Origin of the sequence: Roseateles amylovorans, assembly GCF_025398155.2 — a bacterium.
In the GTDB taxonomy this organism is placed as follows: domain Bacteria; phylum Pseudomonadota; class Gammaproteobacteria; order Burkholderiales; family Burkholderiaceae_C; genus Roseateles; species Roseateles amylovorans.
The window spans coordinates 3,534,857-3,560,856 of sequence record NZ_CP104562.2 but is presented as its reverse complement, the minus strand read 5'-3'; the positions used below and the strand labels follow the sequence as shown (position 1 = coordinate 3,560,856).

Here is a 26,000-nt window from a genome sequence, read left to right as displayed (position 1 = left end):
GGGCGGCAGGCGCAAGTCACTCGACAAAATCATCTGAGTTCTTTATTGAGCGTCAGAAAGCGGTATAGAATTCGAGGCTGTCTGCAGCGCTAGCCGTAAAGACAAAGTCACTGAAGCAGTGACATCAAGCCGACGTGGTGAAATTGGTAGACACGCTATCTTGAGGGGGTAGTGGCGAAAGCTGTGCGAGTTCGAGTCTCGCCGTCGGCACCAAAATAAATCGGCCTGTCAAAGCCTGATTGATCGAGCCTCGGGGCATCGTGCCCCAGGTCGGAAGATCAGATCTGAAGCAGGTCGGGCCTTGTGAGATCTCTCGATGGGGAATCTCGGAAGGCGAAGGCGGGCGCGGTCCGTGAGCGATTGATTCAATCGCTGGCGGCGCGCCCGTTGCTTTTGCCGAATCGTTGGTCGGCTGCGACCAGGTTTCGGTGGCCCGTTGGGAATCGAGATCGACGGGGCGTCGGTATCCAGTCCGGGTATTGCCGGATATTGGGTATGTGACTGGCCCCAGGGTCGAGAAACCCGGCATCAAACGAAGAGCAAATCGTGAGCCTGGATCAATACCTCCCCGTCATCCTTTTCATCCTGGTCGGCGCCGGCGTGGGTATCGCCCCTCAGCTTCTCGGCTTCCTGGCCGGCCCGCGTCGTCCTGACGCGGCCAAGAACTCCCCCTACGAATGCGGCTTCGAGGCCTTTGAAGACGCGCGCATGAAATTCGATGTGCGCTACTACCTCGTGGCCATTCTCTTCATCCTCTTCGACCTCGAAATCGCCTTCCTGTTCCCGTGGGCGGTGTCGCTGCGCGAAATCGGCCCGGAAGGCTTCTGGGCGATGATGGTCTTCCTGGGCATCCTGGTCGTGGGCTTCGCCTACGAGTGGAAAAAAGGCGCGCTGGATTGGGAGTGATCTCCCGCTGAATGCGCAGGGGCTCGCGTCGGTGACGGCGGGCCTCCAACCGGGATGTCGGCGTTGGCCGGTCCCGCAAGGCTTCGACAGATTGGATATTCGATATGGGTAACGAAGGCGTATTGAAGGAAGGCTTCATGACCACCCAGCTGGACAAGCTGGTGAACTGGTCCAAGACCGGCTCGTTGTGGCCGATGACCTTCGGTCTGGCCTGCTGCGCGGTCGAGATGATGCATGCGGGCGCTGCGCGCTACGACATCGACCGTTTCGGCATGCTGTTTCGCCCCAGCCCGCGCCAGTCCGACCTGATGATCGTGGCCGGCACGCTGTGCAACAAGATGGCTCCGGCCCTGCGCAAGGTCTACGACCAGATGGCCGAGCCGCGCTGGGTCCTGTCGATGGGCTCCTGCGCCAACGGTGGCGGCTACTACCACTACAGCTACTCGGTGGTGCGCGGCTGCGACCGGATCGTGCCGGTGGATGTCTACGTCCCGGGCTGTCCGCCCACGGCCGAAGCGCTGCTCTACGGCATCCTGCAACTGCAGGCCAAGATTCGCCGCGAAAACACCATCGCCCGCTAAGCAGCACCGACGCAAGCCAAGCTCATGAGCATCAAACTCGATACCCTGCAGGCGGCGCTGGAGTCCGTCCTGGGCGGCCAGATCGTGTCGCTGAAGCGCGAACTGGGTGAGATCACCATCACCGTCGCGTCCAAGGACTACTTCAATGTCGCCAAGCTGCTGCGCGATCACTCGGAGCTGCGCTTCGAGCAACTGATCGACCTCTGCGGCGTGGACTACAGCACCTACAAGGACGGCGCCTACGAAGGCCTGCGCTTCGCCGCCGTGTCCCATCTGCTGTCGATCAACAAGAACTGGCGCCTGCGCCTGAAGGTCTTCGCGACCGACGACGACTTCCCCAGCGTGCCCGCGGTCACGCCGATCTGGAACTCGGCCAACTGGTTCGAGCGCGAAGCGTTCGACATGTACGGGATCATCTTCGAAGGTCACGAAGACCTTCGTCGCATCCTGACCGATTACGGTTTCATCGGCCATCCGATGCGCAAGGACTTCCCGGTGACGGGCCACGTCGAAATGCGCTACGACCCCGAGCAAAAGCGTGTCATCTACCAACCGGTGACCATCGAGCCGCGTGAGATCACGCCTCGCGTGATTCGCGAAGACAACTACGGCGGGCTGTGAACATGCGCCCCCTCACACGCGGCGCTGCCGCTTCCTTGCCCCCCGCGGGGGCGAAGGCCTCCCTCGGGATGGCCCGGCGAGAGTCCTGACCATGGCCGAAATCAAGAACTACACCCTGAACTTCGGGCCCCAGCATCCGGCCGCGCACGGCGTGCTCCGCCTGGTGCTGGAGCTGGACGGCGAAGTCATCCAGCGCGCTGATCCGCACATCGGCCTGCTGCACCGTGCGACCGAGAAGCTGGCAGAGACCAAGACCTTCATCCAGTCGCTGCCCTACATGGATCGTCTGGACTATGTGTCCATGATGTCCAACGAGCATGCGTACTGCCTGGCCATCGAAAAGATGCTGGGCATCGAGGTGCCCGAGCGTGCGCAGTACATCCGCGTGATGTTCGGCGAGCTGACCCGCATCCTGAACCACCTGCTGTGGTTGGGGGCGCACGGCATCGACTGCGGCGCGATGAACATCCTGATCTACTGCTTCCGCGAGCGGGAGGACATCTTCGACATGTACGAAGCGGTCTCCGGCGCCCGGATGCATGCGGCCTACTTCCGTCCGGGTGGCGTCTATCGCGACCTGCCGGACTCGATGCCGCAATACCAGGTCAGCAAGATCAAGAACGCCAAGACCATTGCGAAGCTCAACGAGAACCGTCAAGGCTCGTTGCTCGATTTCATCGAGGACTTCTGCAAGCGCTTCCCCGCCAATGTCGACGAGTACGAAACCCTGCTCACCGACAACCGCATCTGGAAGCAGCGGACCGTGGGCATCGGCGTGATGTCGCCCGAACGTGCGCTGAACCTGGGCCTGACCGGCCCGATGCTGCGTGGCTCCGGCATCGCCTGGGACACGCGCAAGACGCAGCCCTACGACGTCTACGCCAAGATGGATTTCGACATCCCCGTCGGCACCAACGGCGACACCTACGACCGCTATGTGGTCCGGGTGGAAGAGATGCGCCAGTCCTGCCGCATCGTCGAACAGTGCGTGAAGTGGCTCAAGGCCAATCCGGGACCGGTCATCACCGACAACCACAAGGTGGCGCCGCCCTCGCGCGTGGCGATGAAGTCCAGCATGGAAGAGCTGATCCACCACTTCAAGCTGTTCACCGAAGGCTTCCGCGTCCCCGAGGGCGAGGCCTATGCATCGGTCGAGCATCCGAAGGGCGAGTTCGGCATCTACCTGATCAGCGACGGTGCGAACAAGCCGTACCGCCTGAAGATCCGGGCGCCGGGCTATTCGCATCTGGCGGCACTGGATGAGATGGCACGCGGCCACATGATTGCCGATGCCGTCGCTGTGATCGGCACGATGGACATCGTGTTCGGCGAAATTGACCGTTGAGTGGTGATCGCATGAGCAGCACTGAAATTGTGAGCACCGGGTTTGTGTTGAGCGCGTCGACCCAGGCCCGCTTCGCCCGTGAAGTGGCCAAGTACCCGGCCGAGCAGGCGCAATCGGCCGTGATGGCCTGCCTGTCCATCGTCCAGCAGGAACAGGGCTATGTGTCCCGCGAGGCCGAAGACGCCATCGCCCACTACCTGGGCATGCCGGCGATCGCCGTCTACGAGGTCACGACCTTCTACAACATGTACAACCAGCGCAAGCTGGGCCAGTTCAAGCTGAACGTCTGCACCAACCTCCCGTGCCAGCTGCGCGACGGGCAGAAGGCGTTGGAGCACCTGTGCGGCAAGCTGGGTGTGGAGGAGGGCGGCACCACGGCCGACGGCCTCTTCACCGTGCAGAAGAGTGAATGCCTGGGCGCCTGCGCGGACGCGCCGGTGATGCTGGTGAACGATCGTCAGATGGTCAGCTTCATGAGCAACCAGCGTCTGGATGAACTGGTGGATGCGCTCAAAGCCCATGCCGCCGGCAAGAACTGAGGGAACTCGGATGAACATCGATCTCTCCAAGTGGCAGGCGACCGGCGTCGAGACCTGCTTCCATGAGCGCAACATCAGCCCGCAGATCTATGCCGGACTGAACGGGTCCAACTGGTCGCTCAAGGACTACGAAGCCCGTGGCGGCTATCAGGCGCTGCGCAAGATCCTGGGCAAGGATGGCGGCGAGGGGCTCACGCCCGATCAGGTGATTGCCGAGGTCAAGGCCTCCGCGCTGCGCGGCCGTGGCGGCGCCGGCTTTCCGACCGGGCTCAAGTGGAGCTTCATGCCCCGCCAGTTCCCGGGTGCGAAGTACCTGGTCTGCAATTCGGATGAAGGCGAGCCCGGCACCTGCAAGGACCGCGACATCCTGATGTTCAACCCGCACATCGTCATCGAAGGCATGGCGATTGCGGCGTACGCCATGGGCATCCGCACCGGCTACAACTACATCCACGGCGAAATCTTCGAGGTGTACGAACGCTTCGAAGCGGCGCTGGAGGAAGCGCGTGCCGCCGGTCTGCTGGGTGACAACATCCTGGGCAGCAATTTCAGCTTCCAACTGCACGGCCATCACGGCTTCGGCGCCTACATCTGCGGCGAAGAAACGGCCCTGCTGGAGTCGCTCGAAGGCAAGAAGGGCCAGCCGCGCTTCAAGCCGCCGTTCCCGGCCTCGTTCGGCCTGTACGGCAAGCCGACCACGATCAACAACACCGAGACCTTCGCGGCGGTGCCCTGGATCATCCGCAACGGCGGGCAGGCCTACCTCGAGATCGGCAAGCCCAACAACGGCGGCACCAAGATCTTCTCGATCTCCGGCGATGTCGAGCGTCCGGGCAACTACGAGATCCCGCTGGGCACCTCGTTCGAGAAGCTGCTCGAACTGGCGGGCGGCGTGCGCGGTGGTCGCAAGCTCAAGGCCGTCATTCCTGGCGGTTCGTCCGCCCCGGTGCTGCCGGCCGACGTCATGATGCAATGCACGATGGACTATGACTCCATCGCCAAGGCCGGCTCGATGCTGGGCTCGGGCGCGGTGATCGTGATGGACGAGACCCGTTGCATGGTCACCAGCCTGCTGCGCCTGTCCTATTTCTACGCGCACGAGTCCTGCGGCCAGTGCACCCCGTGCCGTGAAGGCACCGGCTGGATGCACCGCGTGATCGAGCGCATTGCCCACGGCCAGGGCCGCATCGAGGACATCGAATTGCTGAATTCGGTGGCCGACAACATCCAGGGCCGCACCATCTGCGCCCTCGGCGATGCCGCGGCCATGCCGGTGCGCGCCATGCTCAAGCACTTCAAGCAAGAGTTCGTCGCGATGATCGAGCAGGCGCAGAAGAACAAGTCCCAAGGATCGCCAGCCGCGCAGACGCCCCAGTCGCCTGCGCTGGCCTGACCGGAGCCGCTGAGAACAAGCTATGGTTGAAATCGAACTCGACGGCCAGAAGGTCGAAGTGCCCGAAGGCAGCATGGTCATGCATGCGGCCGAGAAGGCCGGCACCTACATCCCGCATTTCTGCTATCACAAGAAGCTGAGCATCGCGGCCAACTGCCGCATGTGCCTGGTGGATGTGGAGAAGGCGCCCAAGCCGCTGCCCGCCTGCGCCACGCCGGTCACGCAGGGCATGATCGTCCGCACCAAGAGCGACAAAGCCATCAAGGCCCAGCAGGGCGTGATGGAATTCCTGCTGATCAATCACCCGCTGGACTGTCCGATCTGCGATCAGGGCGGCGAATGCCAGTTGCAGGATCTGGCCGTGGGCTATGGCGCCGGCAAGTCGCGCTACTCGGAAGAGAAGCGGGTGGTGTTCCACAAGAACGTCGGTCCGCTGATCTCGATGGAAGAGATGAGCCGCTGCATCCACTGCACCCGCTGCGTCCGCTTCGGCCAGGAAATCGCCGGCCAGATGGAGCTGGGCATGGCCCACCGCGGCGAGCACAGCGAGATCCAGACCTTCGTCGGCCGCACGGTGGACTCGGAGCTGTCGGGCAACATGATCGACATCTGCCCGGTCGGCGCGCTCACCAGCAAGCCCTTCCGCTACAGCGCCCGCACCTGGGAACTGTCGCGTCGCAAGAGCGTCAGCCCGCATGACTCGACCGGTGCCAACCTGGTCGTGCAGGTCAAGAACAACGAAGTGCTGCGTGTCGTCCCGCTGGAGAACGAAGCCGTCAACGAGTGCTGGATCGCCGACCGCGACCGTTTCTCGTATGAGGCCCTGAACAGCGACGAGCGCCTGACCACGCCGATGCTCAAGCAAGGCGGCGAGTGGAAGCCGGTGGACTGGACCACCGCGCTGGAGTACGTCGCCAATGGCCTGAAGCAGATCAAGACGGAGAAGGGTGCTGCATCCATCGCTGCGCTGGGCTCCGAGCACAGCACCGTCGAGGAGCTGCATCTGCTGGCCAAGCTGGTGCGCGGCCTGGGCAGCGAGAACATCGACACCCGCCTGCGCGTGGTCGATCCCGCCCTGCGCGCCGCCGACGGCAAGGCCTTCTGGCTGGGCTCGTCGATCGCCGCCTTGTCGCAACTGGATCGCGCCTTCATCGTGGGCTCCTTCCTGCGCAAGGACCATCCGCTGTTTGCGCAGCGCCTGCGCCAGGCCGCTCGCCAAGGCGCTCAGATCGTTGCCCTGGGCGGTGTCGAGGACGACTGGCTGATGCGCGTGGCATCGCGCATCACGGCAGCGCCGAGCACCTGGGTTCAGGAACTGGCCAACATCGCTGCAGCCATCGCCACCACCAAGGGCGTGAACGCCCCGGTGCAGGGCGAGGCCACCGACGCCGCCAAGCGCATCGCCGAGACTTTGCTGTCCGGTGAGCGCAAGGCGGTGCTGGTCGGCAATGCCGCGATCCAGCATCCGCAGGCCGCGACCTTGCTGTCGCTGGCGAACTGGATTGCCGAGCAGACCGGCGCCAGCGTCGGTGTGCTCTCCGCTGCGGCCAACACGGTCGGTGCCCAGCTGGTGCATGCGCAGCCGGGGCAGGGCGGCCGTACCGCCGCCCAACTGCTGAACGACCAGCCGGCCAAGGCGCTGCTGCTGCTGAACACCGATCCGGTGCTCGATGGCGCGAATGCCGCCGCAGCCCGCAAGGCCATCCATGCGGCCGAGATGGTCGTGGTCCTGAGCCCGTTCAAGAGCGGTCTGGACTACGCCGACGTGCTGCTGCCGACCGCCCCGTTCACCGAGACCTCCGGCAGCTTCGTCAACGCCGAAGGCCGGCTGCAGAGCTTCGTCGGCGTGGTCAAGGCCCGCGGCGAGACCCGTCCGGGCTGGAAGATCCTGCGCGTGCTGGGCAACCTGCTGGGCCTGTCGGGCTTCGAGTTCGACAGCTCCGAACAAGTACGCACCGCCGCGCTGGGTTCGACGCTGGACCTCGGCGAGCGCCTGAGCAATGCCGTGGCCTCCCAAGCCTCCAGCGCTGCCGCAGCAGCGCCGGTGCAAGGCCTGGAGCGCCTGACCGCGGTGCCGATCTACGCGACCGACGCGCTGGTGCGTCGCGCCAGCTCGCTGCAGCTCACGCGTGACGGCCGCGACGGTGCGGTGGCCTTCCTGCCGCAAGCCCTGTGGAATGCCCTCGGCCTGGCCGACAAGGCGGCCCAGGTGCGGGTGTCGCAAGACGGCGGCGAGGCCGTGCTGGCCGCGCAACTGGACGCCAGCCTGCCTGCGACCGTGGTGCGCATTCCCGCCGGCATCCCCGAGACGGCGGCCCTGGGCGCGCTGACCGGTGCGATCGCGGTGACCAAGGCCTGAGGACAAGAAGACCATGGAAAACCTGTACAACCTCGGCGCCACGCACCTCGGCGTGCTCTGGCCGGTGATCTGGAGCGTGCTCAAGATCGTCGCGGTCATCCTGCCGCTGCTCGGCTGTGTCGCTTACCTGACCCTGTGGGAGCGCAAGGCCATCGGCTGGTCGCAGATCCGTCCCGGTCCCAACCGTGTCGGCCCGTTCGGCCTGCTGACCCCGATCGCCGATGCGGTGAAGCTGATCTTCAAGGAGATCATCGTCCCCGCAGCGGCCAACAAGGGCCTGTTCTTCCTCGGCCCGATCATGACCATCATGCCGGCGCTGGCCGCCTGGGCGGTGGTGCCGTTCGGCCCGGGCGTGGCGGTGGCCGACGTCAATGCCGGCCTGCTGTTCCTGATGGCCATCACCTCGCTGGAGGTCTACGGCGTGATCATCGCCGGCTGGGCCTCGAACTCGAAGTACGCCTTCCTGGGCGCGCTGCGGGCCTCGGCGCAGATGGTGTCCTACGAAATCGCGATGGGCTTCTGCCTGGTGATCGTGCTCATGGTCACCGGCTCGATGAACATGACCAGCATCGTGGTGAGCCAGGAGCAGGGCCGCTTCGCGTCGATGGGCCTGGGCTTCCTGTCCTGGAACTGGCTGCCGCTGCTGCCGATCTTCGTCGTGTACTTCATCTCCGGCCTGGCCGAGACCAACCGCCACCCGTTCGACGTGGTGGAAGGCGAGTCCGAGATCGTGGCCGGCCACATGATCGAGTACTCGGGCATGTCGTTCGCGATGTTCTTCCTGGCCGAATACGCCAACATGATCCTCGTCTCGGCCCTGGCCGTGGTGATGTTCCTGGGCGGCTGGGCAGCCCCGATCTCCTGGAGCCTGCTGGGCATGGACCCGCCGGCCTTCATCCAGCAGACCATGGCCTTCTGGAACTGGTTCTGGCTGTTCTTCAAGACCTTCCTCGTTGTGACCTGCTTCCTGTGGGTGCGCGCGACCTTCCCGCGCTACCGCTATGACCAGATCATGCGTCTGGGCTGGAAGATCTTCATCCCCATCACGCTGATCTGGCTGGTGGTCGTGGGTCTGTGGATCCAGTCCCCGTTCAATATCTGGAAGTAATCCGAGGTGCCTGCTGTGAGCTCCATCAAGGACGTCATCAAGAGCTTCATGCTCACCGAGCTGTTCAAGGGCATGGCCCTGACCGGCCGGTATTTCCTGTCGCGCAACATCACGGTGCAGTTCCCGGAAGAGAAGACCCCGCTGTCTCCCCGCTTCCGTGGCCTGCATGCGCTGCGCCGTTACGAGAACGGCGAGGAGCGCTGCATCGCCTGCAAGCTCTGCGAAGCCGTGTGCCCGGCGATGGCCATCACCATCGAGTCGGATGTGCGTGAGGACGGTTCGCGCCGCACCACCCGCTACGACATCGACCTGACCAAGTGCATCTTCTGCGGCTTCTGCGAAGAAAGCTGCCCGGTGGACTCGATCGTCGAGACCGACATCTTCGAATACCACGGCGAAAAGCGTGGCGACCTGTACTTCACCAAGGACATGCTCCTGGCGGTGGGCGATCGCTATGAATCCCATATCGCAGCCACCAAGGAGGCCGACGCCAAGTACCGCTGACCGGTCACGAGGCGTCGGGGGCCAGGGCCGTGAAGGCTCGCCCGGATGCCGCGTGCCGGCGGCCTGCTTGCAGGAACCCGCATGGATATCACTACCGCGCTGTTCTACGTTTTTTCGCTTGTGTTGCTGGGCGCTTCTTTCCGTGTCATCACGGCCAGCAGCACCGTGCACTCGGCCCTGTTCCTGATCCTGGCCTTCTTCAATGCGTCCTGCATCTGGATGCTGCTGAAGGCCGAGTTCCTGGCCATCACCCTGGTGCTGGTCTACATCGGGGCGGTGATGGTGCTGTTCCTCTTCGTGGTGATGATGCTGGACTTCGAGTCCACGCAAGTCCGCGAGAGCGTCTGGAAGCATCTGCCGCTGGCCGGCCTGGTCGGCGCACTGATCGCGCTGGAAATGGCCGTCATCCTGATCGGCGGCTTCAAGGTCGCGGATGCGCCGGTGGCTGACGCCGCCGCACAGCAGATGGGCAACACCAAGCTGCTGGGCATCGCCATCTACAGCGACTACCTGTTCCCGTTGCAGATCGCGGCGGTACTGCTGCTGGTGGCCATCATTGCCGCCATCGCGCTGACGCTGCGGGGCCGCAAGGACTCGCGTCATCAGGACGCCTCGCAGCAGGTCAAGGTGAAGAAGGCCGACCGCCTGCGCATCGTCAAGGTGGCCCCGACCATCGAACAACCGGCCGCGCCGGTCGAGAAGAACGAAGGAGCCGCATGATGGGCGCAGTCGCTACCAGCCTCACGCTGGGCCATTTCCTGACCCTGGGCGCGATCCTGTTCGCCCTGTCGGTGATCGGCATCTTCCTGAACCGCAAGAACCTGATCGTGCTGCTGATGGCCATCGAGCTGATGCTGCTGGCGGTCAACCTGAACTTCGTGGCCTTCTCGCACTATCTGGGCGACATGGCGGGTCAGGTGTTCGTGTTCTTCATCCTCACCGTGGCGGCCGCTGAATCGGCGATCGGCCTGGCCATCCTCGTCGTGCTGTTCCGCAACCGCAGCAGCATCAACGTGGAAGAGCTGGACGCCCTGAAGGGCTGACGCGCGTCAGGAAGCGAGAAAAACAATGTCTGCAACACTCTCTCAGAACATGCTGCTGGCCGTGCCGCTGGCGCCGCTGGTCGGCGCCGTCGTGGCGGGTCTGTTCGGCAAGCAGGTGGGTCGCCGCGGCGCACACACGGTGACCATCCTGGGCGTGCTGATCTCCCTCATCATTTCGGCGCTCACGCTGAAGTCGGTGATCCAGGACGGCGCCCGCTTCAACCAGACCGTCTATGAATGGATGGTGCTGGGCGGCCTGAAGATGGAAGTCGGCTTCATGATCGACGGGCTGTCCGCGATGATGATGTGCGTGGTGACCTTCGTCTCGCTGATGGTGCACATCTACACCATCGGCTACATGGAAGAGGATCCCGGCTACCAGCGCTTCTTCAGCTACATCTCGCTGTTCACCTTCAGCATGCTGATGCTGGTGATGAGCAACAACATGCTGCAGCTGTTCTTCGGCTGGGAAGCGGTGGGCCTGGTGTCCTACCTGCTGATCGGTTTCTGGTACACCAAGCCGACGGCGATCTTCGCCAACATGAAGGCCTTCCTGGTCAACCGCGTGGGTGACTTCGGCTTCATCCTCGGCATCGGCCTGCTGGTGGCCTACGGCGGTTCGCTGAACTACACCGAGACCTTCGCCAAGGCCAACGAATTGGCCGCCATCAAGTTCCCCGGCCAGGACTGGATGATGCTGACCGTGGCCTGCATCTGCCTGTTCATCGGCGCGATGGGCAAGTCGGCGCAGTTCCCGCTGCACGTGTGGCTGCCGGACTCGATGGAAGGCCCGACCCCGATCTCCGCGCTGATCCACGCCGCCACCATGGTGACGGCCGGCATCTTCATGGTGTCGCGCTTCAGCCCGCTGTTCGAGCTGTCCGATACCGCGCTGAACTTCGTCCTGGTGATCGGTGCGATCACGGCGTTGTTCATGGGTTTCCTGGGCATCATCCAGAACGACATCAAACGCGTCGTCGCGTACTCCACGCTGTCGCAGCTGGGCTACATGACCGTTGCGCTGGGCGCGTCGGCCTACTCGGTCGCCGTGTTCCACCTGATGACGCATGCGTTCTTCAAGGCGCTGCTGTTCCTGGGTGCGGGCTCGGTCATCATCGGCATGCACCACGACCAGGACATCCGCAACATGGGCGGCCTGTGGAAGTACATGCGCATCACGTGGTTCACCTCGCTGCTGGGTTCGCTGGCGCTGATCGGCACCCCGTTCTTCTCGGGCTTCTACTCGAAGGACTCGATCATCGAGGCCGTTGCCGCCAGCCATCTGCCGGCAGCTTCGTTCGCCTACTTCGCGGTGGTGGCCGGTGTCTTCGTGACCGCGTTCTACAGCTTCCGGATGTACTTCCTGGTCTTCCATGGCAAGGAGAACTTCCGTCACAAGCCGTTCCCGGGCGAGCATGACCACCATGACGACCACGGCCACGGTCATGACCACGACCACACTCCGCATGAGTCGAAGTGGGTGGTGACGGCCCCGCTGCTGCTGCTGGCGATCCCGTCCGTGGTGATCGGTTACCTGACGATCGGCCCGATGCTGCACGGCGACTTCTTCAAGGACGCCATCTTCATCAACCACGAACTGCACCATGCGATGCGTGAGCTGGGCGAGGAATTCCACGGCCCGGTGGCCATGGTGCTGCACAGCGTGAAAACGCTGCCGCTGTGGCTGGCCATCGCCGGGGTGCTGACCGCCTATGTGTTCTACATGGTGGCGCCGCAGATTCCGGCCTGGTTCGCACGGGTCTTCCGCCCGGTCATCACCGTTCTGGAAAACAAGTACTACATGGACTGGTTCAACGAGAACGTGCTCGCCCGTGGCGCACGCCTGCTCGGCACCGGTCTGTGGAAGGGCGGCGACCAGGGCCTGATCGACGGCGTGCTGATCAATGGCTCGGCCCGTACCGTGGGCGGCATTGCCGGCCTGGTGCGGTTGATCCAGACCGGCCACCTCTATTGGTATGCGCTGGTGATGATCCTGGGTGTCGTCGGTCTGATGACCTGGCAGCTGTGGCCTTACATGGGGCCCCAATTCAAGGCCGTGTTCGGCCTCTGACGCGGGCGGAGAATAAGAATGTTGCTAAGTCTGTCCATTTGGCTGCCCATCGTCTGCGGCGGTCTGCTGCTCGCGTTCGGCCGTGACGAGAACGCCGGCGCGGTGCGCTGGCTCGCGCTGGTGGGGGCGATCGTCAGCTTCCTGGTGACGCTGCCGCTGATCAGCGGCTTCGACACCACCACCGCCGCGATGCAATTCGTCGAGAAGGCGAGCTGGATCGAGCGCTTCAACATCAACTACCACCTGGGCGTTGATGGGATCTCGATGTGGTTCGTTCCGCTCACCGCCTTCATCAGCATCATCGTGGTGGTGGCGGCCTGGGAAGTGATCGACACCCGTGTGCATCAGTACATGGGCGCCTTCCTGATCCTGTCGGGCCTGATGGTCGGGGTGTTCTCGGCCCTCGACGGCATGCTGTTCTACGTGTTCTTCGAGGCCACGCTGATCCCGATGTACATCATCATCGGCGTGTGGGGCGGACCTCGTCGCGTGTATGCGGCCTTCAAGTTCTTCCTCTACACGTTGGCAGGTTCGCTGCTGATGCTGATCGCGCTGCTGTACCTGTACAGCCAGTCCGCCAGCTTCGACATCCAGGCCTGGCACCGCCTGCCGCTGCCGTTGAGCGCGCAGACCTTGCTGTTCTTCGCCTTCTTCGCCGCGTTCTCGGTCAAGGTGCCGATGTGGCCGGTGCACACCTGGCTGCCGGATGCCCACGTGGAAGCGCCCACCGGCGGTTCGGTGGTGCTGGCCGCGATCATGCTGAAGCTGGGTGCCTACGGCTTCCTGCGCTTCTCGCTGCCGATCGCGCCGGACGCCGCGCGTGAATACGCCTGGTTCATGATCACCCTGTCGCTGATCGGCGTGATCTACATCGGCCTGGTGGCGATGGTCCAGCGCGACATGAAGAAGCTGGTGGCCTATTCGTCGGTGGCCCACATGGGCTTCGTGACGCTGGGCTTCTTCATCTTCAACGAGCTGGGCGTGTCCGGCGCCATCGTGCAGATGATCTCCCACGGTTTCGTCTCCGGCGCGATGTTCCTCTGCATCGGCGTGCTGTACGACCGGGTGCATTCGCGTGAGATCGCCGACTACGGCGGTGTGGTCAACACCATGCCCAAGTTCGCCGCCTTCGCAGTGCTGTTCGGCATGGCCAACTGCGGACTGCCCGCCACCGCCGGTTTCGTGGGCGAGTGGATGGTGATCCTGGGTGCGGTCGCGCACAACTTCTGGATCGGCCTGCTCGCGGCCACGGCGCTGATCTTTGGCGCGGCCTACACGCTGTGGATGATCAAGCGCGTCTACTTCGGCCCGGTGAGCAACGACAACGTGCGCACCCTGACCGACATCAACGCTCGCGAGTTCGCGATGCTGGCGGTTCTGGCGATTGCGGTGATGTGGATGGGGGTCTATCCCAAGCCCTTCACCGACGTGATGCATCAATCCGTCACCGAGCTGCTCAAGCACGTCGCGGTGTCCAAGATTCAATAAGGGCCCAACACAATGAATGACATGAACTGGGTCGCGGTCTATCCCGAAATCCTGCTGCTGGTGCTGGCCTGCGTCGTGGCGCTGGTCGATCTGTTTGTCACCGATCCGCGCCGCACGCCGACCTACTGGCTGACGCAGCTGAGCCTGGCCGTGGTGGGTGCGATGCACTTCGCCGCGCTGGGAGGTAAGCCGGAAATCGCCATGCAAGGCATGCTGGTGATCGACTCGCTGAGCCATCTGCTCAGCGGGGTCTCCTGCATCGCCTTGATCATCACGCTGGTGTATGCCCGCCCGTATGCGGAAACCCGCGACATGCTCAAGGGCGAGCTGTTCACCCTGAGCCTGCTGGCCATGCTGGGCGTGGCGGTGATGGTGGCCTCCAACAACTTCCTGATGGTCTACCTCGGCCTGGAGTTGATGAGCCTGTCGCTGTATGCGCTGACCGCGCTGCGCCGCGACCACACCGTCTCCACCGAAGCCGCGATGAAGTACTTCGTGCTGGGTGCGCTGGCTTCGGGCTTCCTGCTCTACGGCTTGTCGATGATGTATGGCGCCACCGGGTCGCTGTCGATTCCGCGCGTGCTGGAAGTCGTCGGCTCGGGCGTGCCCAACAAGTCGGTGCTGGTGCTGGGCGTGGTGTTCGTGGTGGCTGGCCTGGGCTTCAAGCTCGGCGCCGCGCCGTTCCACATGTGGGTGCCTGACGTCTACCAAGGCGCACCGACAGCCGCCACGCTGCTGATCGGCGGCGCACCGAAGCTGGCGGCGCTGGGCATCACCCTGCGTCTGCTGGTCGAAGGCATGCTGGGCCTGGCCGTGGACTGGCAGCAGATGCTGCTGGTGATGGCGGTGGCCTCGCTGGTGGTGGGCAACCTGGCCGCGATCGCGCAGTCCAACCTGAAGCGGATGCTGGCCTATTCGACCATCTCGCAGATGGGCTTCGTCGTGCTGGGCCTGGCCTCGGGCGTGGTGAATGGTCAGATCGCCAATGCGATGAATGCCTACAGCTCGGCGATGTTCTATGCCATCACCTATGTGCTGACCACCCTGGGCAGTTTCGGCCTGGTGATGCTGCTGGCGCGTCAGGGCTTCGAGTCCGAACAGATCAGCGATCTGGCGGGCCTGTTCAAGCGCAGCCCCTGGTATGCGCTGGTCATGGCCATCTACATGTTCTCGCTGGCCGGCATCCCGCCGACCGTCGGCTTCTACGGCAAGCTCTCGGTGCTGCAGGCGATGGTGGCCACCGGACAGTCGCTGTATCTGTGGCTGGCGGTGATCGCGGTGGTGCTGTCGCTGATCGGCGCCTTCTACTACCTGCGCGTGGTGAAGGTCATGTTCTTCGACGAGCCGACCGACCGTTCCCCGCTGGTGGCACCGGCCGACGCGCGCGTGGTGATGTCGCTCAACGGTCTGGCCGTGCTGGTCCTGGGCATCCTGCCGGGCGGCCTGCTCGCCCTGTGCAACCAGGCGCTGGTTCGCGCGCTGTCGCACTGATCACGGGGCGGCACAGTCGATGGAGCAGGGCGCTTCGGTGTGGTTGGTTCTGGTGGTCGCGCTGGTCGCGGCCAATCTTCCCTATCTCAGTGCCCGCATCCTGCTGGTCGGACCGCGGCGCGAGCCGAAGTCCGCCGGCTGGCGGCTGCTGGAACTCCTGATCCTGGCGCTGCTGACGCTGGGCGTGGGCTTCGGACTCGAAGCCCGGCTCGGTCAGCGCTTTGTGCAGGGCTGGGAGTTCTATGCGGCGGCACTGGCTTTGTTCGTGACGCTGGGCTTCCCTGGCTTCGTGTGGCGCTATCTGCGCCGCTCGCGGTCGCAGGTGCGAGAGTTCGATGACGACGACCGCTGATTCAAACGCCGGCATCACGCCGGCACCCGACGCCGATCCGCATCTCCGTGAATTGCCGCTCGACTCCCAATGGGTGTTGCGCGGCAATTTTCTTCAGGTCAAGCGCGACCGCGTCGCGCTGCCAGACGGCCGTGAAGCCACCCGCGAGTACATTCGCCACCCTGGCGCGGCGGTGATCGTTCCCTTGCTGGATGATGGCCGTGTGCTGCTCGAGCGCCAATATCGCTACCCGATGGGGCGGGTGATGCTGGAACTACCGGCGGGCAAGCTGGACGCCGATGAGTCGGCGCTGACCTGTGCCCGTCGCGAGTTGCTGGAAGAGACCGGCTACACCGCCCGCGAATGGGCTCACGCGGGCGTGCTGCACAACGCCATTGCCTACTCCGACGAGCGGATCGAGATCTTCTTCGCCCGCGGACTGACCCAGGGCGAACGCCGCCTGGACGAGGGCGAGTTCCTGGATCTGGTGCTTCACACCGAGGCCGAACTCGATGCGATGGCCCTCAACGGGCAGTTGACCGACGCCAAGACGCTGATCGGCCTGCTCTGGCTGAGCCGTTGGCGTGCCGGCGCATGGCCTTTGACCTGGCAGTCAACGGAAAGCCTGCCGAATCGTTAGCATCCCGTCATGTTGGTGCTCAATCTGGCCTGCGAATCGGGCCACGGCTTTGAAGGATGGTTCGGCTCTGCCGCGGATTTCGAATCCCAGCAGGCGCGCGGACTGCTGAGCTGCCCGCTGTGCAACAGCGCGCAGGTGCGGCGCATGCCCAGTGCGCCGCGTTTGAATCTCTCCCAGGCTACCGAGCCTGTCGCCTCTGATCAGGCGCAGCGCGCACCGCAGTCGTCGTCCGGCGGCGTTTCGTCTGCGGGCGCTCCGACCGCGCTGACCCCCACCGGTGATGCGACGCCCATGCTCCCGGAAGCGCTGCAGCGTCAGGTCATCCAGGCTGTGCGTCACCTGATGGCCCACACCGAGGACGTCGGCACCGGCTTCGCGGAAGAGGCCCGCCGCATTCACTACGGCGAGACGGAACCGCGTGGCATCCGTGGTCAGGCCACCGCAGAAGAAGCGCGGGAGCTGGTGGAGGAGGGCATCGAGGTCCTTCCGTTGCCGATTCCTGATCTGCTCAAGGATCCGCTGCAGTAGTCCGTCGGACGTCGACCTGCGGTTGCGCCGCGGGCGGCGGCGCATGGATGTCGCCAGGCGCTGCGTCTGAGCTTGCCTGTGAAGCGGCACCGGCGCCATCCGGATCTAATCGCGCAGGTCGATGTCCAGTGCGGCTGCCGCCGCCTCGGACAACCGTGTGGCTGCGGTCTCGCCTTCAAGCGGTAACAGACCTCCCAAGAGGGCTAAGCGTTGCATGTCGTCGATGAGGTCCATGCAGGCGGCACTGCCGATGGACCAGGCCCCACTGCCCGGCGCGGTCGACGTGGTCCCCGACGACAAGAGATGCATGACCGTGGCGCCATCCAACGCATCTGTCAACCCGGCCCTCAGGACCTGTTTCAGGTAAGTGGCGAGCGTGGCGTCCTGGCTCTTTGCCAAGGCCCGTTGGGTGGCGGTTTCTCCGCTGGCGGAGGTCGCGCCCAACAGCGCCTTCAGGCCTTGCTGAAGCTCGGGTGACCGGGCGGGCGCCTCGGAGGACGGATTGGAGGTGTCCTGGATGCCGAAGACCGTCCACAAATGCCTCAAGTACACCGCCAAGGTCGTTGGATTCCCGCTTTCCATGGCGACCAGCAGCCCAGGCAGGCCGTCTCGATCCTCGGCGCGCCACAGCTCGATCAGTTCCGGCAGGCGCAGGGCACCCCGGCGCCATGCCTGCGCAGTCATGGTCATCAAGGCATCCACCCCTTCAGGGGCACCCTGCAAGGCCACACCCAGCAGCGGTCGTCCGTTGGGGCCGCTGCGGCACTCCAGCAGCGTCATCGCCATGTCGTCCTGAAGCGCCGGCGTGCTTGCAGAGGCCGCCACGGACGTCGCGGGGAGCGCCCGAGCCTTCAGCACCACATCGGCCAGCCGCAGATAGGCGGCTCGCAGAATGGTACTTGGCTCGGTCGCAGCCGGAGGCGTCTCACCGGGCACGCGTTGCGTCACGAGATCCGCGACATGACTCGCCGGGAAGCGGCGGGATGCCAGCATGGGGAGCATCGACGCCCAAAGAACGTCGAGCGCATGCGGCTGCGGTCCGCGTGGGTGGGTGCGCAGGTGCAGCCCCAAGCTGTCCACAGGTCGAGCCGGCGTGGTGGAGACGGCTGCCGACTGCTTGTCGTTGATCGCGCGGCGCAGCAGCTCAGCCACATCGTCAGCGCCGAGCAGTCCAGCGGACAGCGCGACGTCGAGCAGCGCCATGCATTGCTTCGTGACTGGCACCAGGTCGGCAGCGATGGCCGCCCCGATCACGCCCCCATCGGGCGCCCGGGCACCGCGGAGTTGCGACAGCAGCTCGGCGCGCGACAGTTGCCCGCTCTCGGTGAGCGTCCTCAGCCACCCCAGCACCGACTGCGCCACCTGGGTGTCCGGTGCCTGGAGCGAGGCGGCCAGCAAGGGCAAGCCCGAAGCACCCGGGGCGCTGTCGTCGGCATGCAGGAGCTGCATCATGGCGCCGTCGTCAATCAGCCTGTGCTGGTGGGCCTGCCGCAGGCCGTCCAGATAGATCATCAGGGGCCGGGCGAGATCCGCCTTGATGCACGGCGCCGTCACTTCCGTGATCTGCGCGGGTGTCAGCGCCGACGCCATCAGCCTGCCGGCCGTCTCGTGAGACAGCTGCTGGCCTGCGCATGAGAGCGCCCAGGCGGTGACCGCCTTGAGGTCGGCTTCCCGGTTCTGACGCAGCGCTCTGAGGGGCAGCGCGATCTGCGCCGATCCGGCGGGTGGCGTGTTCATCAGGGCAATCAGATCGGACTCACGTAAATGGCCGCGTTCGCACAGCTGCGCCAGTCGATCCAGCCAGGTCGTCAAAGGGGCGCCGCCGGCCATGCCTCGTTCCAGTCCGTGCGACACCGCGCTGCGGGTGTTCAACAGCGCGCCGACCTCCGACGGCATGAGCAGCGATTGCTCGCACAGCGACGTCAACAGCTCGAGGTAGGCCGTGATCAGGCCGTTGTTGAGCGCACTCGCCCGGTTGGCTACGGCCGGCAAGGTGAGTGCGGCGAGCCGTTCATGGGGGGGCATCTGCGGGATCGCGCCACCGAGCATGCACAGCGACGCGCGCACCAGCGGCTCCGCCCCGACCGTCGGCGCCAGTTGGACAAGCGGCTGGCGGCCGGGGGTCAGCGCCGTGAGGAGCAGGTCGCTGCCCACATGACGCCATAGATCACCCGCGATGGCGGGGGCGCGCTCCAGCAGCTGTTGCGTCGCTGCCAGGGGATCCGTGCGATGGGCCATGATCGCCAGGAGCGCCCTCGCGCCGACGGGTGACAAGGGGTGTGAGCCGCAGGTCGACAGCCACTTCGCCAGCGCCTGATCCGACAGTCGGTCGCTGAACCGCCGTGCGGTCTCGGCGTCGCGCATCCAGTCGGGTGACACCCCCTGCATGGCGTCCTCATCCATGCGGTCGATCGCAGTGTTCAACAACGCGGAGGTGAACGCCGGGGGCCAGTCGGCGGGTCCGTGGGCATCGGCCGTCCATCGGGGAGGGGCCTCGGAGAGGATTCTTTCCAGGTGCTCACGCTGGAGCGGGTGACGCTCTTCCAATCCCGGATCGCCGGCCTGCACATGGCAGAGATGGTCATCCATGACATGCACCGTCAGACACGTGTCGGCCTGTCCGATCGTCAGCACCGGACGCTCGTCGGGCGGGGGGGCCAGGCCCAGGTCGGCCATGCCGCGGCGGATGTCTCTGGCCACCAGGGTGGCATCCTGGGTCAGCTCCGGACACGCATCGCGGTTCAACTCGATCAAGCTCACGGCTTTCACCGGGCCGTAGGTGGCCGTGCGTTCGGCCACCAGGCTTTCGAGGAGACGTCGATGGGTCGACGTGCCCGAGAGATCCAGCGGGCCACGCATTCGCTGAAGCAGATCAGCGCGAATCCCGTGCACGCATTCCTCGGCCAGCCTCTGCGCGATCGCCATCGGGGTCACCTGCTCCTGGATGGTCTGCTGGCACCGGGCGACGGCCCGCTCGAACTCGGTGGCGGGCAAAGCGCGCGAAGCGCCTTGGCCGGCCGACTGGCGCAGCGCCTGCTGGAGGTGGACCAGTCGATGCGTGTCGATCGAGGACGGTCCCCGCAAGGTGAGGGTGGGATCGGCATCGACGCGCCGGATCACATCGTCGCGGCTGACCTCGACCATGCGCTGGACGGACGCCCGCAGATCGCCGCGATAGGCCGACAGCGCCCGGTCCGCGTCTTGCAGCTCCACCCGCACCCGCTCGCCGCATTCCGACAGCGCGCCCGACAGGTTCGACAGCACCACACGACGTTGGTCCAGGGGAATGCGCTCATCCTCGATGCCGTCCACCACCCGCGCCAGATGATGTCTTCCGTCACCCAGCAGGTTGATCCAGAAATCGATCGGCTGGCGACGCTCCACCGGCAGCCGGGTGGCGAAGATCCTCAATTCGCGCGCCGTCCGGCCCTCGTTGGCCTCCTGCGCAAATCGGATCAGTCGTTGCAGGTCCTCGACCATCGCCTTCACCAAGTCCTGTCCGGCCTCGGTTTGGACAAAGGCATCGGCGTCCCGGTCCAGGGACCTCAGCTGGTCGGGGGTCAGGGGTTGCACCACGCGATCGCGGGGCGAAGGCTCGCGGGGGAACATGCCCGATGTCGAGCTGAAATCGGCGGTCAGGCCCCAGGCGGGAGCGGGGGCCGTGCCAGAGGCCATGGGGTTCGGGTGCATGCGTGCTGCTCCAAAAGTTCGAGGGACTCGCGCGGGATCGCCACTTGCTTGCGTGTGCGCATCGGTGTTGAATCGACCGTTTTCAGCCTTTCAGGAAGTCGTTGCATGAAGTCCTTCCGTCTACTGCTTTGCGCCGCCTCGGTGAGTGCCTCGCTGGCGCTGGTTCCCTCTGATCCCGCGTGGGCCGCGTCGTCGGCGCCGGTTGCTGCGGAACATGGCATGGTTGTCACCGCCCACCACTTGGCCACCCGGGTGGGCGTGGACGTGCTGCAGCGGGGCGGCAATGCGGTCGACGCTGCCGTGGCGGTCGGTTATGCGCTGGCGGTCGTCTATCCGGCGGCCGGCAACCTCGGCGGCGGTGGATTCATGACGCTCCAGCTGGCCGATGGCCGGAAGACCTTTCTCGATTTCCGCGAGAAGGCCCCGCTGGCGGCCACCGCCAACATGTACCTGGACAAGGACGGTCAGGTGATCAAGGGTCTGAGCACCCTCGGCCATCTCGCGGTGGGCGTGCCGGGCAGCGTGTCCGGTCTGGAGTACGCCCGGGCGAAGTACGGCACGATGAAACGAAGCGCCTTGATCGCGCCGGCGATTGCGCTGGCCGATCGCGGCTTCGCGCTCGACCAGGGCGACATCGACATGTTCCAGACCGCCACCCAGGCCTTCCAGGCCGACCCCGCCTCGGCGGCGATCTTCCTGAAGCAGGGTCAGCCCTTTCAGGTCGGCGACCGGCTGATGCAGAAGGACCTGGCGAAGACGCTGCGGGAGATCAGCGCCAAGGGCACCGACGGCTTCTACAAGGGCTGGGTGGCCAAGGCGCTGGTGGCGTCCAATCAGGCGGGCAAGGGGATCCTGACGCAGGCCGACCTGGACCGCTACCAGACCCGTGAGCTCGCGCCCATCGAATGCGACTACCGCGGCTACCGTGTGGTGTCGGCCCCGCCGCCCAGTTCGGGGGGCGTGATTATCTGCGAGATGCTCAACATCCTGGAGGGTTATCCGCTGAAGGAACTGGGCTGGGGATCGGCCCAGGCGGTGCACTACCAGATCGAGGCCATGCGCCATGCCTACGTCGATCGCAACAGCACACTGGGCGATCCGGACTTCATCAAGAACCCGCTGGACCGCCTGCTGGACAAGGCGTATGCAGCCAAGATCCGCGCGGCCATCGATCCGTCGAAGGCCGCCGTGTCCGCCGACCTCAAGCCCGGCGTGCCGCCGCATGAGGGCAGCAACACCACCCACTATTCCATCGCCGACCAATGGGGCAATGCGGTCTCGGTCACCTACACGCTGAACGACTGGTTCGGCGCGAAGGTCACTGCGGGCAAGACCGGCGTCCTGCTGAACAACGAGATGGACGACTTCACCGCCAAGGTGGGCGTGCCCAACCTGTACGGGCTGATGCAGGGCGAGGCCAATGCGATCGCGCCGGAGAAGCGGCCGCTGTCGTCGATGAGCCCCACCATCGTCACCCGCGACGGCAAGCCAGTCATGGTGGTCGGCACACCCGGTGGCAGCCGCATCATCACGGCGGTGCTGCTGACGCTGATCCATGCGATCGACTACGACATGACGGTCCAGGAGGCGGTCGATGCCCCGCGCTTTCATCAGCAGTGGCAGCCGGACCTGACCAATGTCGAGCCCTACGCCCTGTCACCAGACACGCGCAAGCTGCTGGAGGGCATGGGGCACAAGCTCGGTGTGCCGCATCCGGCGAACCACCTGGCGGCGATCATCGTGGGTGCGCCGTCCCTCAACGGCAAGCCGGTCGGCCGCAACCGCTTCTACGGGGCGAACGATCCGCGGCGCAACACCGGCCTGGCCGCGGGGTATTGACGCCGCAGGCGTTTGAATCCGCTGCCGTGGGCCGTCACCCTGGCTGAAGCCACCCAAGCGACTGTGCCAACTGCCTTCGCTGTCTGAGCAGCGCCAGGCACTCGGCCTGTCGCTCGGTCGGCGGCGGAAGGGGAGCCGGCGACTGAGGTGCTGCCGGCGCGATCAGGGCGGCCAGCGCCTCATGGCTGATCAGCGTGAGCTGGCGCGCTTTGAACACCCCGTCCAGATAGACCGCCAGCATCCGCGGATCTCCGTGGCGTACCGCCGCCTGGCTTGGCGTCTCCGCGCCAAGATGGGTGGCCCCCAGCAGCGCGGTCAGCATGTGCTGCGCCTCGTGGGGCGCGGTCCTTGTGACGTGACGTCCACCGAAACGGAGCGACGGGTCGAACGCGGCCAGCAACTGGTCGATGAAGATCCTGAGGGTGTCCGGATCGTTGCTCGCGATGGCCACCTGAACAGCGGGCATGGCGTCATCGCCGGTGGCTTGCCACCACTGAACCAGGTCCGGCAGCGTCAGACGGCCGCTGCGCAGGTGGTCCACCGCCATCTCCATCAGTTGCGCCACCAACCGGTGCGCGCCCCCTTGCAGCGCGACGCAAAGCGCCGGGCGACGGCCGGGGCCGCTTCGGCATTCCAGCAGGGTCATGACCCAGGGATCCGGCAGCCGGGCGCCGGCGCTCGACCCGCCCTTCGCAGCGCCACCGGACGGCGCACGCCACCGAAAGATCGCCGCCGTCAGCCGTTGGTAGGCGCCGAGCAGGATTGCGGTCGGCGTCGGGCTGAGATGTGGCTGATGCGGGTCTCGCTGAGTCAGCAGGTTGGTCAGCAGCGATGGCGCGAATCGGCCTTCGGCGATCATCGGCAGCAAGGTCTCCCACAAGACATCCAACGCATGCAGGTGGGGGCGTGATTCGGGATGGACCAGGCGAATGCCGAGGTCAAAGGATTGACGCGGGACATGCAGTGTCGTCGCTGCGTTTTGCCTCCTGTTCACCGCATGCTGGATCACCTCGGCCAGGGTGGGCGCATCAATGAGTCCCCGCGCCATCGCTGCGTCCAGCACGGCCATGCAATGGAGGACTGAGGCCTGGAAGTCGGCGATCAGGGCCGTGCCCATCACCGCCCAGCCGGCGGTGTCGGGCTCGTCCAGCAGCCGGAGCAAGCCGTTCCGGTCGATGACACCGGCGTGTACGGCGGTTCGCAGCCAGTCCAGAAGGGCGAGACACGCGTGCTGCCCTCGGCGGTGGAGCAGGTAGACGAACAAGGGTTCCTGGCTATTGTTGTCCCCCGCCATCCATGCGAACAGCACCTGGGTCACGTCGGCGTCCCTGACCAGCCCCTGTTCCCGGGCCTTCATCAGACCGTTCAGGTAGTCGAGCAGCGGCAGATACCCATCGTCGACGCGTACGCCGCGCAGGATGACGCTGAGCACGCCGGGCGGTATCTCCGGGGCCAGCAAGCGCCGGGCCGTCTCCACCGAGATGTCGCGGCCGGCGCTGGACAGCACCCAGTCGATGAAGGGATTGATCGCCAGGCCCCCCTCCGTCCGGATCGCCTGGACCACATAGGGCACCGACCCGGATTGCTGGGGCGCCGTGTTCATCAGTGCGATCAGGTGGTCCTGGTCCAGGGTGCCACTGCGGCACAGTCGCGTCAGCGCGTCCAGCAAGGGCATCAGCGGCTTGTTGCGGAGAAAGGCGTTGGACAGGGCACGGGCCACCGGGCCGTCATTGCGCAGCAACGCTGCGGTTTGCGAGGGGGTGAGCAAGGCCTGCTCCCCGAGATCCACCAACAGGTCCAGGTAATGGCCGATGAAGGCGCTGGCGACGTCGTTCTCGCCTGTCGCCGAGAACGGCAAGGTGAGCCCGGCAGCGCGTTCATCCGGAGACAACTGTGCAGCGCATGCCCGCAGCAGTTCCAGCATGGCGCGAGTCAAGGGCGCCTGGGCCATCGTCAGCCCGGTCTCCAGCCACTCGCTCCCCAAGGATCGCCAGAGCGATGGCGGGACCTGCGGTGCGCAGCGTGCCAGCGCCTGGATGGCGGCAGTGGGTTCCGGGCGAGCGGCGATGACCGTCATCAAGGCGCGCAAGCCCGTCTCCGACAGGTCGGACGTCTCGCACCCGGCCATCCAGGCGTGCAAAGCGGGATCGGACAGCCGGGCGCCGAAGCGCCGCGCGGTGTCCGGGTCCGCCATCCAGTTGGGCGAAACCTGCAGCAGTGAGGGGTCGTCCATCTGCGCCAGGGAAGTCTCCAGCAGCGGCGTCAGGAAGGTTGCGGGCCATCGGCGCGGCGCCTGAGCCTCCGCACGCCAATCCAGGTTGCCGGCGGACACGATCGCGTCCAGGTGGGCCTGCCGGATCGGATGACGCTCATCGAGTGCGGGATCGCCGACTTGCGCATGGCAGAGGTGGTGGTCCATCGCATGAATGGCCAGCCGCGTGTCGCCCTGGCCGAGGACCAGCAGCTCCCGGCTCTCGGCCGGGCCGGCAATGCCGTGGCTGACCATGCCCCGACGGATGTCCAGCGCAATCAGGGCCGGATCGTCGATCAGTTCCGGCAGCGCGTCGTCGTTCAGCTCGATGAAGCTGGTGTCGCGAAGGGGGCCGTAATGCACCGAGAGGTCCTTGACGAGCATCGACAGGAGGGCCATGTGACGGTGGTTTTCGCCCAGGTTCAGCGGCTCTCGCACACGCGCTTGCAAGCCCGCGCGAACCGCATGGAGGCATTCCTCGGCCAATAGCCGTGCCACGGTATTCGGTGTGACTTGCGCCATCAGCGCCCGACGACAGGCCTTCACGTGATCCTTGAACGCGGGCCTGTCCCACACACCGGTGTTCTGCCGTGACGCAGCGATACCCAAGGCGTGATGGAGGCTCTCCAGTTCATGCACGTCGATGCGATGGTGGTCCCCTTCGCGCCGCATTCGTTGGGTCATGACCTGTCGGATGACATCATCCCGGCTTTCGTCGAACATGCGCCGCACGGTATGGCGCAGGTTGCCTCGGTAGCCGATCAGGGCCCGTTCGGCTCGAGCGAACTCGACGCGCAGCCGGAGTCCGCAGTTCGTGAGGGCGGTCGACAGCTCCCCAAGCGCCGCGCGCCGATCTTCCAGCGGAATGCACGGATCCTCGATCGCCTGGACGACTCTGGCCAGATGGATGCGGCCATCGGTGAACAGCTCGAGCCAGTAGTCGGGAGCGGCTCGGTCCTGGGGGAGCCGCTCGCACAGGTCCCGCAACTCCCGGCCGGCCCCGCCCAGGCTCTCCCGTTCCGCAAACGTCACGAGGCGGCCAAGGTCCGCGCAGATCTCCTCGATCAGGGCCCGACCTTCGGGGCCCCTGACGAACGCCTCGGTCTGGCGCTGAAGGGCTTGGATCTGTTCTCCCGTCATCGGCCGTACCACCCGGGCCTGCGGCTGCGCAGCGGCTGTTGTCGTCGCCTCATCGAGCGAGAGTCCCTGCAGGAATCCCAATGCGATCTGCAGGTCCGCCCCGCCTGCCACTGAAGTCGGTGCCATGGTCGC

20 protein-coding genes and 1 tRNA gene are annotated in these 26,000 nt (G+C 65.3%); 19 read left to right on the top strand and 2 right to left on the bottom strand.

Features of this window, described 5'->3' with window-relative positions; genetic code table 11:
* The first annotated feature begins 128 nt into the window (after positions 1–128).
* The 18 genes from N4261_RS14705 (at position 129) to N4261_RS14620 (ending at position 16,948) form a co-directional block, all read left to right on the top strand.
* Positions 129–213 (top strand) — tRNA-Leu (locus N4261_RS14705).
* 333 nt (positions 214–546) lie between these two features.
* Positions 547–906 (top strand): NADH-quinone oxidoreductase subunit A, encoded by a 360-nt coding sequence (locus N4261_RS14700; RefSeq protein ID WP_261756048.1) that lies wholly within the window; start codon positions 547–549, stop codon positions 904–906.
* 104 nt (positions 907–1,010) lie between these two features.
* Positions 1,011–1,487 carry a NuoB/complex I 20 kDa subunit family protein gene (locus tag N4261_RS14695; RefSeq protein WP_067067101.1) on the top strand — a complete coding sequence of 159 codons (477 nt, stop codon included), beginning with the start codon at positions 1,011–1,013 and terminating at the stop codon, positions 1,485–1,487.
* 24 nt (positions 1,488–1,511) lie between these two features.
* Complete coding sequence (locus N4261_RS14690) at positions 1,512–2,108, top strand: NADH-quinone oxidoreductase subunit C (RefSeq protein WP_261756047.1); 597 nt, start codon at positions 1,512–1,514, stop codon at positions 2,106–2,108.
* Positions 2,109–2,199: 91 nt separating this feature from the next.
* Positions 2,200–3,453 (top strand): NADH-quinone oxidoreductase subunit D, encoded by a 1,254-nt coding sequence (locus N4261_RS14685; RefSeq protein ID WP_261756046.1) that lies wholly within the window; start codon positions 2,200–2,202, stop codon positions 3,451–3,453.
* A gap of 11 nt (positions 3,454–3,464) precedes the next feature.
* Complete coding sequence (locus N4261_RS14680) at positions 3,465–3,992, top strand: NADH-quinone oxidoreductase subunit NuoE family protein (protein WP_261756045.1); 528 nt, start codon at positions 3,465–3,467, stop codon at positions 3,990–3,992.
* A 10-nt stretch (positions 3,993–4,002) separates the two neighbouring features.
* Entirely contained in the window at positions 4,003–5,385 is a 1,383-nt protein-coding gene (nuoF, locus tag N4261_RS14675) for an NADH-quinone oxidoreductase subunit NuoF (RefSeq protein WP_261756044.1), read from the top strand.
* A 22-nt stretch (positions 5,386–5,407) separates the two neighbouring features.
* Positions 5,408–7,744 carry an NADH-quinone oxidoreductase subunit NuoG gene (nuoG, locus tag N4261_RS14670; RefSeq protein WP_261756043.1) on the top strand — a complete coding sequence of 779 codons (2,337 nt, stop codon included), beginning with the start codon at positions 5,408–5,410 and terminating at the stop codon, positions 7,742–7,744.
* A gap of 13 nt (positions 7,745–7,757) precedes the next feature.
* On the top strand, positions 7,758–8,852 hold the full coding sequence (nuoH, locus tag N4261_RS14665; protein WP_261756042.1) for an NADH-quinone oxidoreductase subunit NuoH: 1,095 nt from the start codon (positions 7,758–7,760) through the stop codon (positions 8,850–8,852).
* A 6-nt stretch (positions 8,853–8,858) separates the two neighbouring features.
* Entirely contained in the window at positions 8,859–9,356 is a 498-nt protein-coding gene (gene nuoI / locus N4261_RS14660) for an NADH-quinone oxidoreductase subunit NuoI (RefSeq protein ID WP_261756041.1), read from the top strand.
* A gap of 81 nt (positions 9,357–9,437) precedes the next feature.
* The gene (locus N4261_RS14655) at positions 9,438–10,076 is read left to right on the top strand and encodes an NADH-quinone oxidoreductase subunit J (protein WP_261756040.1); all 639 of its coding nucleotides are present in this window, start codon (positions 9,438–9,440) and stop codon (positions 10,074–10,076) included.
* A complete protein-coding gene (gene nuoK / locus N4261_RS14650; protein WP_261756039.1) occupies positions 10,076–10,399 on the top strand; it encodes an NADH-quinone oxidoreductase subunit NuoK in 324 nt (107 codons plus the stop codon). The genes N4261_RS14655 and nuoK overlap by 1 nt, the downstream gene beginning before the upstream one ends.
* A gap of 25 nt (positions 10,400–10,424) precedes the next feature.
* Positions 10,425–12,470: an NADH-quinone oxidoreductase subunit L gene (gene nuoL, locus N4261_RS14645; RefSeq protein WP_261756038.1), complete on the top strand. Its 2,046-nt coding sequence runs from the start codon at positions 10,425–10,427 to the stop codon at positions 12,468–12,470.
* An 18-nt stretch (positions 12,471–12,488) separates the two neighbouring features.
* Complete coding sequence (locus tag N4261_RS14640; RefSeq protein ID WP_261756037.1) at positions 12,489–13,958, top strand: NADH-quinone oxidoreductase subunit M; 1,470 nt, start codon at positions 12,489–12,491, stop codon at positions 13,956–13,958.
* A gap of 12 nt (positions 13,959–13,970) precedes the next feature.
* Complete coding sequence (nuoN, locus tag N4261_RS14635; protein ID WP_261756036.1) at positions 13,971–15,449, top strand: NADH-quinone oxidoreductase subunit NuoN; 1,479 nt, start codon at positions 13,971–13,973, stop codon at positions 15,447–15,449.
* A 37-nt stretch (positions 15,450–15,486) separates the two neighbouring features.
* A complete protein-coding gene (locus N4261_RS14630) occupies positions 15,487–15,801 on the top strand; it encodes a DUF2818 family protein (RefSeq protein ID WP_435531929.1) in 315 nt (104 codons plus the stop codon).
* The gene (locus N4261_RS14625) at positions 15,785–16,420 is read left to right on the top strand and encodes an NUDIX domain-containing protein (RefSeq protein ID WP_261756034.1); all 636 of its coding nucleotides are present in this window, start codon (positions 15,785–15,787) and stop codon (positions 16,418–16,420) included. Before N4261_RS14630 ends, N4261_RS14625 begins: the two co-directional genes overlap by 17 nt.
* A 9-nt stretch (positions 16,421–16,429) precedes the next feature.
* Positions 16,430–16,948, top strand: a complete 519-nt coding sequence (locus N4261_RS14620; RefSeq protein ID WP_261756033.1) for a DUF1178 family protein — start codon at positions 16,430–16,432, stop codon at positions 16,946–16,948.
* Positions 16,949–17,053: 105 nt separating this feature from the next.
* Here N4261_RS14620 and N4261_RS14615 read toward each other — a convergent pair whose 3' ends face one another.
* The gene (locus tag N4261_RS14615) at positions 17,054–20,638 is read right to left on the bottom strand and encodes a hypothetical protein (RefSeq protein WP_261756032.1); all 3,585 of its coding nucleotides are present in this window, start codon (positions 20,636–20,638) and stop codon (positions 17,054–17,056) included.
* Between the two features lie 105 nt (positions 20,639–20,743).
* Here N4261_RS14615 and ggt point away from each other — a divergent pair, with 105 nt between their 5' ends.
* Entirely contained in the window at positions 20,744–22,477 is a 1,734-nt protein-coding gene (gene ggt, locus N4261_RS14610) for a gamma-glutamyltransferase (protein ID WP_261756031.1), read from the top strand.
* Positions 22,478–22,511: 34 nt separating this feature from the next.
* Here ggt and N4261_RS14605 read toward each other — a convergent pair whose 3' ends face one another.
* Positions 22,512–25,994, bottom strand: coding sequence for a hypothetical protein (locus tag N4261_RS14605; RefSeq protein WP_261756030.1), 3,483 nt, complete (start codon positions 25,992–25,994; stop codon positions 22,512–22,514).
* Positions 25,995–26,000 lie beyond the last annotated feature (6 nt).